The 16,752-nt window shown below is 74.5% G+C and carries 12 protein-coding genes and 1 pseudogene; 9 read left to right on the forward strand and 4 right to left on the reverse strand.

What is annotated here, in order from left to right; translation table 11 throughout:
* Window positions 1–57 precede the first annotated feature (57 nt).
* Window positions 58–1,464: a lysine 2,3-aminomutase gene (locus tag O7546_RS14140; RefSeq protein WP_194802508.1), complete on the reverse strand. Its 1,407-nt coding sequence runs from the start codon at window positions 1,462–1,464 to the stop codon at window positions 58–60.
* 143 nt (window positions 1,465–1,607) lie between these two features.
* Between O7546_RS14140 and O7546_RS14145 the strand changes: the two genes are divergently transcribed.
* Genes O7546_RS14145 through O7546_RS14170 form a run of 6 tightly spaced genes read left to right on the forward strand, consistent with a single transcriptional unit; the run spans window position 1,608 to window position 8,273 of the window.
* Window positions 1,608–2,669 (forward strand): zinc-binding alcohol dehydrogenase, encoded by a 1,062-nt coding sequence (locus O7546_RS14145; protein WP_269696961.1) that lies wholly within the window; start codon window positions 1,608–1,610, stop codon window positions 2,667–2,669.
* A 4-nt stretch (window positions 2,670–2,673) separates the two neighbouring features.
* Window positions 2,674–4,245: an amidohydrolase family protein gene (locus tag O7546_RS14150; protein ID WP_194802509.1), complete on the forward strand. Its 1,572-nt coding sequence runs from the start codon at window positions 2,674–2,676 to the stop codon at window positions 4,243–4,245.
* Window positions 4,242–5,801, forward strand: coding sequence for a lysine 5,6-aminomutase subunit alpha (locus O7546_RS14155; RefSeq protein ID WP_269696963.1), 1,560 nt, complete (start codon window positions 4,242–4,244; stop codon window positions 5,799–5,801). The genes O7546_RS14150 and O7546_RS14155 overlap by 4 nt, the downstream gene beginning before the upstream one ends.
* Window positions 5,798–6,553 (forward strand): OAM dimerization domain-containing protein, encoded by a 756-nt coding sequence (locus O7546_RS14160; RefSeq protein ID WP_030502414.1) that lies wholly within the window; start codon window positions 5,798–5,800, stop codon window positions 6,551–6,553. The genes O7546_RS14155 and O7546_RS14160 overlap by 4 nt, the downstream gene beginning before the upstream one ends.
* Window positions 6,550–6,942 carry a hotdog domain-containing protein gene (locus O7546_RS14165; protein ID WP_281601062.1) on the forward strand — a complete coding sequence of 131 codons (393 nt, stop codon included), beginning with the start codon at window positions 6,550–6,552 and terminating at the stop codon, window positions 6,940–6,942. Before O7546_RS14160 ends, O7546_RS14165 begins: the two co-directional genes overlap by 4 nt.
* A complete protein-coding gene (locus O7546_RS14170) occupies window positions 6,939–8,273 on the forward strand; it encodes a glutamate mutase L (RefSeq protein WP_281601063.1) in 1,335 nt (444 codons plus the stop codon). Before O7546_RS14165 ends, O7546_RS14170 begins: the two co-directional genes overlap by 4 nt.
* Before the next feature lie 417 nt (window positions 8,274–8,690).
* Here O7546_RS14170 and O7546_RS14175 read toward each other — a convergent pair whose 3' ends face one another.
* From O7546_RS14175 to O7546_RS14185, 3 genes are all read right to left on the reverse strand, one after another.
* Window positions 8,691–9,473 carry an ABC transporter permease gene (locus tag O7546_RS14175; RefSeq protein ID WP_194802513.1) on the reverse strand — a complete coding sequence of 261 codons (783 nt, stop codon included), beginning with the start codon at window positions 9,471–9,473 and terminating at the stop codon, window positions 8,691–8,693.
* On the reverse strand, window positions 9,470–10,444 hold the full coding sequence (locus tag O7546_RS14180; RefSeq protein ID WP_194802514.1) for an ATP-binding cassette domain-containing protein: 975 nt from the start codon (window positions 10,442–10,444) through the stop codon (window positions 9,470–9,472). The genes O7546_RS14175 and O7546_RS14180 overlap by 4 nt, the downstream gene beginning before the upstream one ends.
* Before the next feature lie 68 nt (window positions 10,445–10,512).
* Window positions 10,513–13,623 carry a BTAD domain-containing putative transcriptional regulator gene (locus tag O7546_RS14185; protein WP_281601064.1) on the reverse strand — a complete coding sequence of 1,037 codons (3,111 nt, stop codon included), beginning with the start codon at window positions 13,621–13,623 and terminating at the stop codon, window positions 10,513–10,515.
* Window positions 13,624–13,638: 15 nt separating this feature from the next.
* Between O7546_RS14185 and lnt the strand changes: the two are divergent.
* The 3 genes and pseudogenes from lnt (at window position 13,639) to O7546_RS14200 (ending at window position 16,730) form a co-directional block, all read left to right on the forward strand.
* Window positions 13,639–15,323, forward strand: a pseudogene (gene lnt / locus O7546_RS14190) (apolipoprotein N-acyltransferase).
* Between the two features lie 22 nt (window positions 15,324–15,345).
* Entirely contained in the window at window positions 15,346–16,137 is a 792-nt protein-coding gene (locus O7546_RS14195; RefSeq protein WP_194802518.1) for a polyprenol monophosphomannose synthase, read from the forward strand.
* A gap of 53 nt (window positions 16,138–16,190) precedes the next feature.
* Window positions 16,191–16,730, forward strand: coding sequence for an FxsA family protein (locus O7546_RS14200; protein WP_194802519.1), 540 nt, complete (start codon window positions 16,191–16,193; stop codon window positions 16,728–16,730).
* Window positions 16,731–16,752 lie beyond the last annotated feature (22 nt).

Raw genomic sequence — 16,752 nt, forward strand, 5'->3', positions numbered from 1 at the left:
AAACGGCGGGCCACCTCTTGCAGAGGTGGCCCGCCGTCGTGGGTCTGGCGGCCGAGGTCAGTCGTCGCGGTGCGCCAGCCACCAGGCCTGGCCGGCCTCGGGCAGCGTGTCGATCGGGTCGTAGTAGGCGTAGCGCTTGTTCAGCGCCTCCAGGTCGGCCGACTCGATCGAGGTGCGGTAGTTCTTCGTCCAGTACGAGATGCCGCGCTCACGGTCGTAGTCGGTGAGCATGTGCACCCAGCGCTTGCCGACGAACGGCACGTCGCAGACGATCCGCGGGGTGGCGTAGCCGGGCAGGTAGCCCATGATGTCGTGCTGGAGCTGCTGGGCGTGCCAGACCGGGACGCGCCAGTGCTCGGCGTTGGGGATCATGTCGCACATGTAGAAGTAGTACGGCAGGATGCCCGCCTCGCCCTGGAGCGCGAAGCAGAGGTCCAGCAGGTCGGCGCTGGTGGCGTTGACGCCGCGCATGAGCACGCCCTGGTTGCGGACGTCGCGGACGCCGACGTCGAGCGCGGTCTGTGCGGCCTTGGCGACCAGCGGGGTCAGCGACTGGGCGTGGTTGACGTGGGTGTGGATGGCCAGGTTGACGCCGCGGCGGGCGGCGGTGCGGGCGACGCGTTCGAGGCCCTCGACCACGTCGGGCTGGAGCCAGTGCTGGGGCAGGCCCATGAGTGCCTTGGTGGCGAGCCGGATGTCGCGGATCGTCTCGATCTCCAGCAGGCGCATCAGGTACGACTCGAGGTTGCGCCACGGCACGTTGGCGACGTCGCCGCCGGAGACGACAACGTCACGCACACCGGGGTGGGCCTTGAGGTAGGTGATGTGGGCGTCGTAGCGGTCGACCGGCTTGAGGGTGAGCTTGAGCTTGTCGACGGCGGGGGTGGAGTTGCCGACGAGGTCCATGCGGGTGCAGTGGCCGCAGTACTGCGGACAGGTGGAGAGCAGCTCGGCGAGGACCTTTGTGGGGTAGCGGTGGGTGAGACCCTCGGCGACCCACATGTCGTGCTCGTGGAGGCTGTCGCGGCTGGCGTACGGGTGGGACGGCCAGTCGGTGCGCCGGTCGGAGGCGACCGGGATCATGTAGCGGCGGATCGGGTCGGCGAGCAGCGCCTCGGTGCTCATCGGCTCAAACGGCACCATGGTGTTGAGCATCTGCGGCGGCACCAGCATGGACATGGTGGCCAGCGCCTTCTGGTCGGCCTCCAGGTCGGCGTAGAAGGTCTCGTCGACGGTGTCGCCGAGGACGGCGCGCAACTGCTTGATGTTCTTGACGCAGTTGACCCGTTGCCACTGGGCGCTCTCCCACTGTTCGCGGGTGATGTGGCGCCAGCCGGGGAAGCGGGTCCAGTCGGGTTCGACGAGGGGCGCGCGGCGGTATTCGTAGGGCTGTCCGGCGGTCGGGACGGCGACCGGCGCGGGGCGGGGCGTCGGGATGGTCTCCACCGGTTGGGTCTGGGTCACGGCCCCTCCTCGTCAGCGTGCGGGTTGATCAACGGATGCGTAGGCTACTGGAAAATCTGCGGTGAAGAAATTAGTCTGCCGGAAGTTTTCCCGCGACGCGACCCCTGGCCGGGGGTTCGGGCGGCTGGACATAGGGGGTCGGCGTGACGTCACCGGTGGGTCTGCACCGAGTCGTGGAACCGGTGGGTGTGCTCCCGCAGGCGGCCTGGCGGCTGGACCCGGACCCGCGGATCGCGGCGAACGAGGTGCGGATCCGGGTCGAGCGGCTGAACCTGGACGCGGCGAGTTTCCGGCAGTTGGCGGAGAAGCACGGCGGCGACGGGGAGAAGGTCCGCGCCGAGGTGCTGGAGATCGTGTCGGCCCGGGGGAAGATGCAGAACCCGGTGACCGGTTCCGGCGGCATGCTGATCGGCACCGTCGAGGAGGCGGGCCGCCGCTCGCCGCTGGGGCTGAAGGCGGGTGACCGGGTGGCGACGCTCGTGTCGCTGACGCTGACGCCGCTGACGATCACCGACGGGCTGGCCCGCTGGGACGGGCGCAGCGAGCAGGTGCCGTGCGACGGGTACGCGATCCTGTTCGCCCGGTCGATCGCGGCGGTGCTGCCGCCGGACCTGCACCCCGAGCTGTCCCTGGCGGTGCTGGACGTGTGCGGGGCGCCGGCGTTGACGGCGCGGGTGGTGGCCGAGCAGGTGGCGCGGCGCTCGCGTGAGGGTGATCCGCGTCCGGTGTCGGTGGCGGTGATCGGTGGGGCCGGCAAGAGCGGGTCGTTGTCTCTCGCGGCGGCGCGGCGGGCGGGTGCCGCCCGTACCGTCGGGGTGGTTCCGGTGGACTCGGAGCGGGACGCGCTGACGGCGGTCGGGCTGGCCGACGTGGTGGCGCTGGCGGACGCGCGGGATCCGGTGGGGCTGTCGACGGCGGTGACGACGGCGCTGGGTGTGCCGGCAGACGTGACTGTGGTGTGCGTGGACGTGCCGGGGTGTGAGCACGGCGCGGTGCTGGCCACGGCGGACGGCGGTACGGTGATCTTCTTCTCGATGGCGACGAGCTTCGCGGCGGCGGCGCTTGGTGCGGAGGGCCTGGCGGCGGACGTGACGATGCTGGTGGGCAACGGGTACGTGCCGGGACACGCGGCGCTGGCGCTGGATCTGTTGCGGGCCGAGCCGGGGGTGCGCGGCCTGTTCGAGGCGCGTCTGACGGCAGACTGAGACCATGACGAACCCCTCGACGCTGTATCGCGGCGGAGTGCTGCACTGTCCGGCCGACCCGAGCGCGACGGCGCTGCTGGTACGGGACGGGCGGATCGCCTGGTTGGGAACCGACGCGGAGGCGCCGCGGGCGGACCGGGTGGTGGAGCTGGGCGGTGCGTTGGTGACGCCGGCGTTCGTTGACGCGCACGTGCACGCGACCGACACCGGGTTGGCGTTGTCGGGGCTGGATCTGTCGGCGGTGCGGTCGGCGGATGGGCTGCTGGAGGCGGTGTCGGCGTTCGCGGCGGGCCTGCCGGGTGACGCGGTGGTGCTGGGGCACGGCTGGGACGAGTCGGGCTGGGCGGACGCGACGTTGCCGGACGCCGCGGCGCTGGACCGGGCGGCCGGTGGGCGGCGGGTGTATCTGTCGCAGGCGTCGATCCATTCGGCGCTGGTGTCGGCGGCGCTGCTGGCTGCGTGCCCGCAGGTGGTGTCGGCGGCCGGGTACGAGGCGTCGGGGTGGCTGCGGCGCGACGCGCATCACGTGGTGCGGGCGGCGGCGTTCGCGTCGGTGACGCGGGCGCAGCGGGTGGCGGCGCAGCGGCGGGCCCTGGAGCACGCGGCGTCGCTGGGTATCGCGGCGGTGCACGAGTGCGGTGGTCCGGACATCTCCGACGAGGAGGACTTCACCGGGCTGCTGGCGATCTCGGGGGCGGGGGTGCCGGAGGTGTACGGGTACTGGGGTGAGCTACTGGGTGCGGCGAAGGCCCGGGAGTTGGGCGCGGTGGGCGCGGGTGGTGACCTGTTCGCCGACGGGGCGCTGGGGTCGCGGACGGCGCACGTGTCGGCGGCGTACCTGGACGGTGAGGCGGGGGCGTGCGGGCACGGGTACGTGTCGGCGGAGCAGGTGCGTGATCATCTGCTTGATTGTGCGGCGCACGGGTTGCAGGGCGGGTTCCACGCGATCGGGGACGCGGCGATCGGGACGGTGCTCGCGGGGTTCGGTCTGGCGGCGCGGTCGCTGGGTGTGGACCGGTTGCGGGCGGCCCGGCACCGGGTGGAGCACGCGGAGATCATGAGCAAGGCGTTGATCGCCGGGTTCGTGGAGTACGGGATCGTGGCGTCGATGCAGCCGGCGTTCGACAGGTTGTGGGGCGGCGCGGGCCGGATGTACGAGTCGCGGCTGGGGTTGGCGCGGTCGCTGGAGTCGAATCCGATGGGTGCGATGCACGGCGTCGGGGTGGCGCTTGCGTTCGGGTCGGATGCGCCGGTGACGCCGCTGGATCCGTGGGGGTCGGTGCGGGCGGCGGCGGCGCATCACAACCCGGCGCAGCGGATGAGTGTGCGGGCGGCGTTCGCGGCGCACACGCGCGGCGGGTGGCGGGCGGTGCACCTGGACAACGAGGGTGTGCTGGCGTTGGGGGCGCCGGCGACGTTCGCGGTGTGGGACACCCCGGCGGGCGTGGAGCGGGGGCTGCCGGTGGTGCTGGCCGAGGATCCGGAGTTGCGGGGCGCGGACGATCCGACGCCGCTGCCGGTGTGCCGGGCCACTGTGTTGCGCGGTGACGTGATCTATCAGGAAGGGTCTTCGTGACAGGGAAGCTTGGGCTGGATCCGGCGCTGGTGGCGCGGGCGCGGGAGTTGGCGCGCCGCGCCGGGCAGCCGGTGGTGGATCTGGCGCGTAGTCACACCACGGTGTCGGTGGAGCGGGCGGTGCTGCGGCTGGCCGGGGTGACCGGCGCGGACCCGGACGGTATTCCGTGGGTGAACCGGCTCGTGGACGCGGTGGTCGCGGACGTGGGGCTGGGGCACGGGGTGGCGGCGCCGGTGTTCGACGCGCTGGCGCGTGAGGGCATCACGGATGTGACGTTGCTGGCGCAGAAGGCGGCGGCCGGGTCGGTGCGGTTCGCGCAGCCGTCGGGGAAGGCGGCGACGGCTGCGCGGCGGGCGTCGCGTAAGGCGGTCGCGGCGGGGATCCGCAGTATCGACCGGCGGCGCGCGGAGCGGGACCGCCTCGTCAAGCGGTTCGGGGATCCGGCGCGGCGGCCGTGGATCTACCTGATCGTGGCGACGGGTGACATCTATGAGGACATTCCGCAGGCGCAGGCGGCGGCGCGGGCCGGCGCGGACGTGATCGCGGTGATCCGGTCGACGGGGCAGTCGCTGCTGGACTACGTGCCGGAGGGGGCGACCCGGGAGGGGTTCGCCGGCACGTACGCGACGCAGGAGAACTTCCGGTTGATGCGGGCGGCGCTGGACGAGTCGTCGCGGGAACTGGGCCGGTACGTGCGGCTGACGAACTACGCGTCGGGTCTGTGCATGCCGGAGATGGCGACGCTGGCCGGGTTGGAGCGTCTGGACATGATGCTCAACGACTCGATGTACGGGATCCTGTTCCGTGACATCAACCCGATCCGTACGTTCGTGGACCAGCGGTTCTCGCGGCAGGTGCACGCGCGGGCGGGGATCATCATCAACACCGGTGAGGACAACTACCTGACCACCGCTGATGCGGTGGACGAGGCGCACACGGTGACGGTGTCGCAGTTGCTGAACGAGTTCTTCGCGCACGAGGCGGGGCTGGCGGACTGGCAGCTGGGGCTGGGGCACGCGTTCGAGATCAACCCGGATGTGCCGGAGTCGTTCCGGTTGGAGCTGGCGCACGCGTTGCTGGCGCGGGAGTTGTTCCCGGACGCGCCGTTGAAGTGGATGCCGCCGACGAAGCACATGACCGGGGACGTGTTCCGGGGCAACCTGCTGGACGGGTTCTTCAACCTGGTGGGCACGATGACCGGGCAGGGGATTCTGCTGGTGGGGATGATGACCGAGGCGGTGGTGACGCCGTGGTTGTCGGACCGGGACATCGCCCTGCAGAACGTGCGGTACGTGCTGGGCGCGGCGGGCGGGTTGCACGAGGACTTCGTGCCGGCGCCGGGCGGGTTCATCCAGGAGCGGGCGCACCGGGTGCTCGGTGAGGCGGTGGACCTGCTGGAGCGCATCGGGGACCAGTCGTTGCTGACGGCGATCGCCGAGGGCACGTTCGGGATCATGAAGCGGCCGGCGGACCGCGGGAAGGGCCTGTCCGGGGTGGCGCGGCACGAGGCGGACTACTACAACCCGGCCACGGAGATCCTGGAGCAACCCTCATGAGCGAGAAGACGGTCGTGCGGCCGTACGGGGACACCACCGGTGACGGCATGGTGCAGGTGTCGTTCACGTTGCCGGTGCCGCACGACAAGCGGGCCGAGGGCGCGGCGGTGCAGCTGGCAAACAAGATGGGCATGGACCCGGCGATGCTGGTGCACGCCAAGCCGATCGGTGACGGGTTCACGTTCTTCGTGGTGTACGGGCGGGTGAACCACCTGGTGGACCTGGCGAAGGTGCAGGTGGTGGAGCGCGACTATCCGCTGCTGTCGGCCAAGGAGGTCAACGCGGTGGTGAAGCGGCAGTTGCGCCGCAAGCTGTCGGTGGTGGGCGCCTGCATCGGCACCGACGCGCACACCGTGGGCATCGACGCGATCCTCAACGTCAAGGGCATCGCCGGCGAGAAGGGCCTGGAGTACTACCGGGAGCTGAAGGTCACGAATCTGGGCGCGCAGGTGAGCGTGCCGGAGCTGGTCGAGGCGGCCCGGCGGGAACGCGCCGACGCGGTGCTCGTGTCGCAGGTGGTGACGCAGCGCGACGCGCACCTGCACAACACGCGGGAGATGTCGGCGGCGTTCCGGGAGGCGATGCCGGCCGGGCGGCGGCCGCTGCTGATCGTCGGCGGGCCGCGGTTCGACGAGACGATGACCGGTGAGCTGGGCGTGGACCGGATCTTCGGCCGTGGCACCACCCCGGGTGAGGTCGCCAGTTACCTCGTCCACGCTTTGATCACCTCCAGGAAGGCGAACGTCGCATGAGCGATCCGCGTGTCGGTCTGACAGTCACCCACCGCCGGTATGTGCCGTACTCCCACGCCCACTACGCGGGCAACCTGGTCGACGGGGCGTACGCGCTGGGGTTGTTCGGGGACGTGGCGACCGAGGTGTGCATCCGCACCGACGGCGACGAGGGGTTGTTCGCCTCGTACGCCGACGTGCAGTTCCGGGCGCCGATGAGGGCCGGTGACGTGCTGGAGGTGACGGCGACGGTGACCCGGGTGGGCACCCGCAGCCGCACCATCGACTTCGCCGCGACCGTGGTGTGCCGGGGCCGCCCGGACAGGGGCGAGTCGGCCGCCGAGGTGCTCGACGAGCCGATCGTGGCGGTCACCGCGACCGGCACGGTGGTCGTACCCCAGCAACCGTGAGCGCCGTCGTCTGCGCGGACGTCGGGTCGACGTACACGAAGGCCGCGGTGGTGGACCTCGACGGCGGGCGGCTGGTCGCGGCGGCGTCGGCGCCCACCACGGTGGGCACTGACGTCCTGCACGGCCTGGACGCCGCGGTCGGCGCGGCCACCGCGTCGGCCGGGGTCGCTGAGGTTCCCTGGTACGTGTGTTCGTCGGCCGGGGGTGGGCTGCGCCTGGCGGTGGTGGGTTACGAGCCGCTCGTGACCGCTCAGGCGGGCCGGCGGGTCGGTCTGTCGGCGGGCGCGAACGTGGTGCACGTGGCCGCGGGTCGGCTCGCCGGGGCGGACGTGGCGGCGTTGCGGGCGGCCCGCCCGGACGTGGTGCTGCTGGTGGGCGGCACCGACGGCGGCGACGCCGAGACGGTGACGCACAACGCGATGCGGCTGGGGAAGGCCCGCTTGCGGGTGCCGGTGGTCCTGGCGGGCAACGCCGACGTGCGCGACGAGCTGCACGCGCTGCTGGCCGGTGCGGGGGTGCCGGTGACGGTGGCGGACAACGTGCTGCCCCGCATCGGGGTGCTGGAGCCGACGTCGGCGCGGGCGGCGATCCGGGAGGTGTTCCTGCGGCACGTCATCGGCGGCAAGAAGCTGTCCCGGGGTACCCGGTTCGCGCGGCTGGTCCGCGCCGCCACCCCCGACGCGGTGCTCACCGGCGTGGAGGTCCTCGCCGGCACGCTCGGCGGTGACCTCGCGGTGGTGGACGTGGGTGGGGCGACCACCGACGTGTACTCGGTGCTCACGCCCGACGAGCGGGACAGCGGCCCCAGTCAGGAGGTCGCCGGGACGCTGTGGCGGGCCCGCACCGTCGAGGGGGATCTGGGCATGCGGTGGAGCGCGCCGGGTGTGGTGCGCGCCGCGGCCGAGGAGCGGCTGCTGGACGCGGCCGAGGAGGCGCAGCTGACGGTCGCGGCGGCGGTACGGGCCGCCGACCCGGGGTTCCTGCCCGCCGGTGACGGTGAGCGGGCCGTGGACCGGCGCATCGCGGCCCTCGCCGCGACTGTGGCGTTGCGGCGGCACGCGCGTGGTGCGGCGACGGGGGAGCGGGCCGGGCGGGACCTGCGGGAGGTGAAGCTGCTCGTCGGTTCCGGCGGGGTGCTGCGGCACGCCGACCCGGGCGACGCGGCGGCGGTGCTCGACGCGGTGCTCACCGACCACGCCGGCGGGTGGGCGTTGCCGCGGGCGGCCCGCCCGGTCGTCGACGTGGACTACGTGCTGGCCGCCGCGGGGCTGCTCGCCGACGACCATCCGGGTGCGGCGGCGGCCATGCTGCGGCACCACCTCGGCGCCTGAACCGGCCTCACGAATCGAGACGCGCCGACGCGACACGCCGTGTCGCAACACACGACAGGCCCGGGTGGGTTGACAGCGGCGGGGGTCTACGCCGTACCGTCTTTGAGTCCTACCACGGGAAGCGGCTGTTGTTCGCTTCGTCCCTTCGTCCGCTGGCCGAGCGACCGGAAGGTTGCGGCGGCCAGGTCCAGCGGGCGGGGGTCGGCGGGGCGGCGCGAACCGGCCGCGGTTACCGGTGTACGGGCAGGATGAGAGGCACGGCCAGTAGACAACGGCCAGGCGGGGGCAGCCAGTCCACGTCGGGTCGGTCCGAAGGTCGGCGCCGATCGTCTTCGCCCCACCGGCCGGGAAGGGCCTGGGAGCATCGGGGCGCGGCTTCGGCCGCGCCCCGATTTCATCCCCCCGATGGTCCCCGTGTCAGCGGCCCAGCCGCCGGTAGCGGCGCACCGCCGCGGGGGCGGCCACCGCGATCAGCGCCAGCGGCCAGGCGATCGCCAGTTCCAGCGCGTGCCGGGCCGGCCATGAGTCGCCGCTCAGGCCCGGGTTGCCGAACAGGTCCCGGGCCGCCGCCACCGTGGCCGACAGCGGGTTCCAGGCGGCGATCGCGCCCAACCAGTCCGGCATCAGCTCCGGCGCGACGAACACGTTGGACAGGGCGGTCAGCGGGAACGCCAGCGGGAACACCACCACCGCTACCGTGTCCGGGTTCGGCACGAGCAGCCCGAACAGGATGCCCACCCAGGTCATCGCGACGCGCAGCAGCAGGATCAGCGCCACCGCGGCCAGTGCCGGGCCGGCGCCCTCGCGCCACTGCCAGCCGACCAGCAGCCCGCACACCACCAGCGTGGTCATCTCCAGGCAGGCCCGTACCAGGTCGGCGCCGGCGCGGCCGGACAGCAGCGCCGAACGGGCCATCGGCAGGGACCGGAACCGGTCCACCACGCCCCGGCCGGCGTCGGCCGCGATCGCCGACGCGGTCGCGCCGAGCCCGTACAGCATCGTCATGACGAACACGCCCGGCAGCAGGAACTCCCGGTAGCTGCCGTCGCCCGGCACGGACATGCCGCTGCCGAACACGTAGCCGAACACCAGCACGAACATGATCGGCAGGCTGAAGTAGATGATGATCTCCTCGGGGGCGCGGACCACGTGCCGCATGTTCCGCCCGGCCATCAGCCACCCGTCGGTCAGCGCCCTCACGACGCCACCCCCACCCGCTGTGCGTCTGCGTGGCCGCCGGTGAGCCGCAGGAACGCCTCGTCCAGTGTGGGACGGCGGACCAGGACGTCGTCCACGGCGATCCCGGCGTCGTCGAGGGCCCGCAGCACGGCGGTGAGCACGGCGATCCGGTCGGCCACCGGCGCGTCCACGCGCCGCAGCTCGACGTCAACAGTCGCGGTCGTGCCGGTGGCGCGTTCCACGACGGCTGCCGCCGCGGGCAGGTCCGCCGCGTCGCGGACCACCAGTTCCAGCCGGTCGGCGCCGATGCGGGCCTTCAGCCGCTCCGGGGTGCCCTCGGCCACGACCCGGCCGGAGTCGATGACGCACACCCGGTCGGCGAGATGGTCGGCCTCCTGCAGGTACTGGGTGGTCAGCAGCACGGTGGTGCCGTCGTCGACCAGTTCCCGCACCGCCGTCCACAGGCCGTTGCGGCTGCGCGGGTCCAGGCCGGTGGTCGGCTCGTCGAGGAACAGCACCCGCGGCGGCACCACCAGGCTGGCCGCCAGGTCCAGGCGGCGGCGCATCCCACCGGAGTAGCCGCCGGCCGACCGGTCGGCGGCCTCGGTCAGGCCGAACCGGTCCAGCAGCTCGTCGGCGCGGCCGCGGGCCCGGCGCGCGGACAGCCGGCGCAGCCGCCCGAACAGCACCAGGTTCTGCCGTCCGCTGAGCACCTCGTCGACCGCCGCGTACTGCCCGGTCAGGCTGATCGCCTCACGAACCCGGTCCGGTTCGGCGGCGACGTCATGCCCGGCCACCCGGGCCCGGCCGGCGTCGAAACGCAGCAGCGTGGTGAGGATCCGCACCGCCGTGGTCTTGCCCGCCCCGTTCGGGCCGAGCACGCCGTACACGGTGCCGGCCGGCACGGCCAGGTCGAAGCCGTCCAGCGCGGTGGTGCGTCCGTACGTTTTTCGTATCCCGTCGGCCAGTACGGCCGTCGCGTCGTCGGTCATGGCGGTCAGCGTCACCGGCGGCGCTGACCGGGCGCGTACCGCGCGCGCACCGGGCGGCGCCGCGCCGGTCAGCGCCCGTCGACCAGTGCCAGCGCCCGCTGCCGGGGCAGGTCCGCACCCCGGGCGTACGCGGTGGCGAACGCCGCCTCACCCAGGTGTTCCCGCAGCTCGGCGGCGGTGGGTGTGCCGGCCGGGGCGTCGGCCGCGCCGGTGCCGGCCAGCAGCGCCGCCGCCGCGCCCAGCAGCCGGGCCGCCGACTCGGGATCGCCGTCGCGCAGCAGCGGCCCGGCCAGCCCGTCCGCGGCGGCGGCCACCACCGGCACGTCCCACACCCCGACACCGGCGGTGAGGACCTGCCGGTAGTGGGCGCGGGCCCCGGCCGGGTCGCCGGTGGCGTCGGCGAGCTGCCCGAGCGTCACCAGCGCCGCGAGCCGCACCACATCGGCGCCGAACCAGCCCGACGGGCACTCCGCGACCGCCCGCTCGCACAACGTCCGTGCCCGCTGCGGGTCGCCGTCACGGCGGGCGATCTCGCCGAGCCCCAGGTACGCGGCGGCGACCAGCTCCGGCGCGCCGGCCGGCCCGGCGATGCGCCGCACCCGCCGGAAGTCCTCGGCCGCGCCGGTCAGGTCACCGGCGGCGAGCCGCCCGTCGGCGCGGGTCCGCAGCAGTTCCGCCAGGTCCAGCGTGGAGCCGAGCTGCTCGGCCAGCTCCAGCGCCTCCGCCATCGGCGCGGCCGCCGACGCGACGTCACCGGTGCGGTAGGCGGCCTCGGCGTGGGTGGACAGCGTCACGATCATGCCCCAGCGGTCGTCGAGGGCCCGGAAACCGGCGAGCGCGCCGTCCAGGTCGGCGTGGGCCTGGGCGTGACGGCCGTGCAGCAGACTGACCATCGCGGTGCCCAGGCGGCCCAGCGCCCGGCTCCACGGGTCGGTGCCGAGCAGCCGGTCCCGGACGGCCTGCTCGTGCAGCGCCGCCGCGTCCTGCGGCGACGGCGGGCCGCTGGCCATGCCGGACAGGTAGAGCAGGAACGGATGCCGGGGCGGCCGGGCCAGGGTCCACAGGATCCGCGACGCGGCGTCCACGTCGCCGCGCTCGCCGCCGCCGGCGAGCGTGGCGACCAGCAGGGCCAGCGCGTACTCCTCGGCCAGGCCGTCGGGCGGGCCGCCGAGCCGGTCGACCAGCCGCCGGGCCAGCGCCGCGCCCTCCCCGCGCAGGCCCCGCAGCCACCAGTAGAACGCCAGCGCCGCGACCAGCCGCAACCCGGTCGCGGTGTCCGCGTGTCGCAGCGCCGCGTGCAGGTCGTCGCGGGCGGCGTCGAGGCGGCGCAGCCACCGCTCCTGACCACCGCCGCGCAGCGCCGCGTCGCCGGCCTGTGCCAGATCCAGGAAGTACGCGGCATGCGCGTCGCGTACCCGCCCGGTGTCGCCGTGCTCGGCCAGCCGGGCCGCCGCGAACTCGCGGATCGTCTCCAGCATCCGGTAGCGCCCGCCGGTGGCCTCCACCAGCGACTTGTCCACCAGGCCGGTCAGCACGTCCAGGACGTCACCGGCGTCCGGCGCGCACACCGCCTGCACGGCGGCCAGGTCGGCGGCGCCGGCGAACACGCTCATCCGGGCGGCCAGCCGCCGCTCCGGCTCGTCGAGCAGGTCCCAGCTCCACCCGACGACCGCCTCCAGTGTGCGGTGGCGGGGCGCCGCGGTGCGGTCGCCTCGGCGCAGCAGCCGGAACCGGTCGTCGAGCCGGGCCGCGACCTGCGTCACCGGCAGGGCCCGCAGCCGCGCCGCGGCCAGTTCCAGGGCCAGCGGCAGCCCGTCGAGGGTACGGCAGATCCGCAGCACCGCCGGGGTGGTGGCGTCGTCGAGGGTGAACCCGGGCGACACGTCGGCGGCGCGGTCGGTGAACAGCCGCACCGCCGGGTACGCGGCAGCCGCCTGCGGCGCGGCCGGCCCGTCCGGGGCGGGCAGCCCACCGACCGGGCACAACGCCTCGCCGGTGAGGCCCAGCGGTTCCCGGCTGGTGGCGAGCACCCGCAGTCCGGGCGCGGCGGCGAGCAGCCGGCCGGCCAGCCGGGCCGCGTCGTCGATCACGTGCTCGCAGTTGTCCAGCACCAGCAGCAGCCGCCGGTCGGCCAGCGCCGCCACCAGCCGGCCGGTCAGGTCGGCGGGGCCGCCGGGGGTGCGCAGGGCGGCGTCGCGCAGGTCCAGCGCGGCCAGCACCGCGGGCGCGACCGGCGCGCCGGTGGCCACGGCGGCCAGCTCCACCAGGCACACCGGCCCGTCGCGGCCGGACGCGACGGTGGTGGCCAGGCGGGTCTTGCCGGCGCCGCCCGGGCCGTGCAGGGTGACCAGCCGCGCCGCGCCGAGCAGTTCGTGCACCCGCCGTAGCTCCGGTTCCCGGCCGACGAAGCTGGTGAGCGGGCTGGGCAGCCGGACGGCCGGCGCGGGCTCGTCGCGCAGCAGCGCCGTGTGCAGGGCGGCCAGTTCCGCCGACGGGTCGGTGCCCAGTTCCTCGGCCAGCACCCGGCGGGCATCGGCGTAGACGGCGAGTGCCTCGGCGCGGCGGCCGGCACCGTGCAGGGCCCGCATCAGCTGCCCGTACAGCCGTTCCCGCAGCGGATGCGCCGCCACCAGGTCCCGCAGCTCGGCGATCAGCGGCGCCCCGGCCGGCGCCAGCGCCAGCTCCGCCTCCACGCGGTCCTCGACCGCGGCCAGCCGCGCCTGCCGCAGCCGGGCCGCCTCGGCGTCGGCGAACGGCGCGCCGGTCACGTCCGCGAGGGGTTCGCCGCGCCACAGCCCGAGCGCGTCACGCAGCAGAGCCGCCGCGCCGGCCGGATCACCGGCGGCGAGCGCCGCCCGCCCGGCCGCGGCCAGCCCGGTGAACCGGTGCACGTCGACGCGCTGCGGGTCGACCGCCAGCCGGTAGCCGGCCGGACCGAACTCGATGTGCGCGTCCGGCAGCAGCCGCCGCAGCCGCGACACCTGCGACTGGAGGGCGTTCGCGGCCTGTTCGGGCGGCCGGTCGCCGTACACGCCGTCGACGAGGCGCTGCGGCGCCACGGTGCGGTCCGCGTCGAGCAGCAGCAGCACCAGCAGCGCGCGCAGCCGCCCACCGGCGACGGGCAGCACGCTGCCGTCGGCCGCGTACGCCTGGGTCGCGCCGAGCACACCGAACCGCATGCGCCCGATTGTCGCCTGTTCCCGCCGCGCCGGTGGCACGCCCCACACCGGTTCGGCCGCCCGCCGGTACGGGCGGGTAGCCTTCGGCCCGTGATCGTGGGGAGAAGCCGGTGACGACGCTGGAGCAGGAGCAGTCGCGCACCATCGCCGAGGGGGCGCGTCCCCTGCCGCTGACGCTCGCCGTGCCGGCCGCCGTGCTGGCCGGGCTGGCGCTGCTGCTGGCGTTCCCACCGTACGGGATGTGGCCGCTCGCGCCGGTCGGGGTGGCGTTGCTGGCCGCCGCGGCGCACCGGCGCCGGCTGCGCGCCGGCGCGGGACTGGGCTTCCTGACCGGGGTGGCGCTGTTCGCGCCGCTGCTGGAGTGGACGAACCTGCACACCGGCTACCTGCCGTGGGCTCTGCTGTCGCTGCTGCAGGCCGCCTATCTGGCGCTGCTGGGCGCCGCCACCGCCTGGGTGTCGCCGCTGGCCGACCGGCACCGGGCGTCGTGGCCGCTGCTCACCGGTGTGCTGTGGGTGGGGCAGGAGGCGCTGCGTGACCGCACCCCGTTCGGCGGGTTCCCGTGGGGCCGGCTCGCGTTCAGCCAGGACACGTCGCCGCTGCTGAAACTCGCCGCGCTCGGCGGCGCTCCGCTGGTCACGTTCGCCGTCGCGGTCGCCGGTGGGCTGCTGGTCACCGCCGCGTGGCGGGACTGGCGGCGTGCGCCCGGGCAGTGGCGGCCGGTCGCCGGGCTCACCGCCGCGCTGGTGGCGCTGCTCGCCGCCGGCACGGCCGTGCCGACCGGGGTACGCGGCGCGGGCGACACCGTCACCGTCGCGATCGTGCAGGGCAACGTGCCGCGCCTCGGGCTGGACTTCAACGCCCAGCGGCAGGCGGTGCTGAACAACCACGTCGACGCGACGCTGGAGCTGGCGCGGCGGGTCGCCGAGGGCGGCCAGGACCGTCCGGACGTGGTGGTGTGGCCGGAGAACTCCAGCGACATCGACCCGCTGCGCAACCCGGGCGCGGGGGAGCGGATCTCCCAGGCCGCCGACGCGATCGGCGCGCCGATCCTGGTCGGCGCGGTGCTGGTCGGGCCCGGGCCGGGTGAGGTGCGCAACGCGGGGCTGCTGTGGCGGCCGGGCACCGGCCCGGATCTGGACCAGGTGTACACGAAGCGGCATCCGGTGCCGTTCGCCGAGTACGTGCCGCTGCGCTCCATCGCCCGCAAGGTCAGCTCCCAGGTCGACCGGGTCCGGTCCGATTTCGTAGCCGGTGACCGTCCCGGCGTGCTGAACACCGGCCCGGCCGTGCTCGGCGACGTGATCTGCTTCGAGGTCGCCTACGACGGCATCGTCCGGGACACCGTCACCGGCGGCGCGCAGCTGCTGGTGGTGCAGACGAACAACGCCACGTTCGACGTGGCCGAGGCCCGCCAGCAGCTGGCGATGGTGCGGCTGCGGGCCGTGGAGCACGGCCGGGCCGCGTTGATGGCATCCACTGTCGGTGTGTCCGGGTTCGTTTCCCCGGACGGGCGGGTAGACGGTGCGACCGGGTTCAACACCGCCGCGGTGGTGGTGCGGCAGATGGAACTCGGTGACGGGCGTACCCCGGCGACCACGGCCGGGGTGTGGCCGGAGGTGGCGCTGACGGCGCTGGCGGTCGCGGCCCTGGCCGGCGCGGCCGTGCTGCGCCGCCGCCGGGAGGTCGCTCCCGGCTGAGCCGACGAGAGGCGGTGCGACGGTGGGCGTGGCAGCCGACAGGCGGACGGTCGGCCATCCCGGGGTGGGGCGGGTCCTGGTGGTCATCCCCACCTACAACGAGGCCGACAACGTCGGGCGCATCGTCGCCCGGGTACGCGAGGCGGCACCGGCGGTGGACGTCCTCGTCGCCGACGACAACAGCCCCGACGGCACCGGCGCGATCGCCGACACGATCGCCGACGGCGACCCCGGGGTGCACGTGCTGCACCGGGCCGGCAAGGAAGGACTCGGCGCGGCCTACCTGGCCGGGTTCGCCTGGGCGCGCTCCCGCGGCTACGACGCGGTGGTGGAGATGGACGCCGACGGCTCGCACGCCCCGGAGGATCTGCCGGCGCTGCTGCACGCCGCCCGCGACGCCGACGTGGTGATCGGCTCCCGGTGGACGCGCGGCGCGCGGGTGCTGAACTGGCCGTGGCGGCGGCTGCTGCTGTCCCGGGTCGGCAACCTGTACGCGCGGCTGGCGCTGGGCATGCCGGTCAGCGACGCCACCGGCGGCTACCGGGTGTACCGGTCCAGTGCGCTGGACGCGATCGACCTGGATTCGGTGCGGTCTCAGGGGTACGCGTTCCAGGTGGAGCTGTCGCGGCTGGCGCACCGCGCCGGGGTCCGGATCGTGGAGGTGCCGATCACGTTCGCCGAGCGGGAACACGGCGACAGCAAGATGAGCCCGCTGATCGTGGCGGAGGCGTTGTGGCGGGTCACCCGCTGGGGGGTGCGGGACCGCCTGGCGACCGCTCCTGCCCGCCCGGACGCGCTCGCGCGCTGGCCTTGAGCGAGGGCGTGTCATGCTTGAGGGGCGTGATGACCCCGGGCTGATGAGGTGAGATGCGCCGAGGACTGAAGTACGTACCACCGGCCCTGCTGCTGTTCGCGCTGCTGGAGCTGACCGTTTTCGTGCTGGTCGGCCGGGCCGTCGGGTTCGGCGCGGCGGTGCTGCTGGTGTTCGGGGCGTCCCTGCTGGGGCTGGTGCTGCTGCGCCGCGAGGGCATGCGGGCGTGGCGCGGTTTCCGCGCGGCGGCGCAGGCCGGCCGGCCGCCGGGTGCCGAGGTGACAGACGGCCTCGTCGGTCTGCTGGGTGCGCTGCTGCTGGCTATGCCGGGCCTGGTCAGCGGCGTGGTGGGCCTGCTGTTGCTGGTCCCGCCGCTGCGCCGGCTGGCCGGTGGCGGGGTGCGCCGGGCCACCGAGCGGCGGGTGTCGTCGATGGTCGCCGGTGACCTGTTCGGGCCGCGCCGGGTGCGTGTGTACCGGGGTGCGCCGCAGCCGACCCCGGAGCCCGCTCCGGCCCCGTCGCCTGGTCCCGTGCCGTCGCCGCAGCCGGTCACCGACCCGGGCAAGGCCATCGAGGGCGAGATCGTCGACCGCTGACGCCCGCCCCGCCACGCCGCTC

Origin of the sequence: Micromonospora sp. WMMA1976 (assembly GCF_027497335.1) — a bacterium.
Taxonomy (GTDB): domain Bacteria; phylum Actinomycetota; class Actinomycetes; order Mycobacteriales; family Micromonosporaceae; genus Micromonospora; species Micromonospora aurantiaca.

What these genes read in the sequence shown, in the direction of transcription:
- O7546_RS14150 (WP_194802509.1), top strand. Translation starts at nt 2,674, where the DNA reads ATGACGAACCCCTCGACGCTGTATCGCGGCGGAGTGCTGCACTGTCCG.
- O7546_RS14160 (WP_030502414.1), top strand. Translation starts at nt 5,798, where the DNA reads ATGAGCGAGAAGACGGTCGTGCGGCCGTACGGGGACACCACCGGTGAC.
- O7546_RS14165 (WP_281601062.1), top strand. Translation starts at nt 6,550, where the DNA reads ATGAGCGATCCGCGTGTCGGTCTGACAGTCACCCACCGCCGGTATGTG.
- O7546_RS14180 (WP_194802514.1), bottom strand. Translation starts at nt 10,444, where the DNA reads ATGACCGACGACGCGACGGCCGTACTGGCCGACGGGATACGAAAAACG.
- O7546_RS14185 (WP_281601064.1), bottom strand. Translation starts at nt 13,623, where the DNA reads ATGCGGTTCGGTGTGCTCGGCGCGACCCAGGCGTACGCGGCCGACGGC.
- O7546_RS14200 (WP_194802519.1), top strand. Translation starts at nt 16,191, where the DNA reads ATGCGCCGAGGACTGAAGTACGTACCACCGGCCCTGCTGCTGTTCGCG.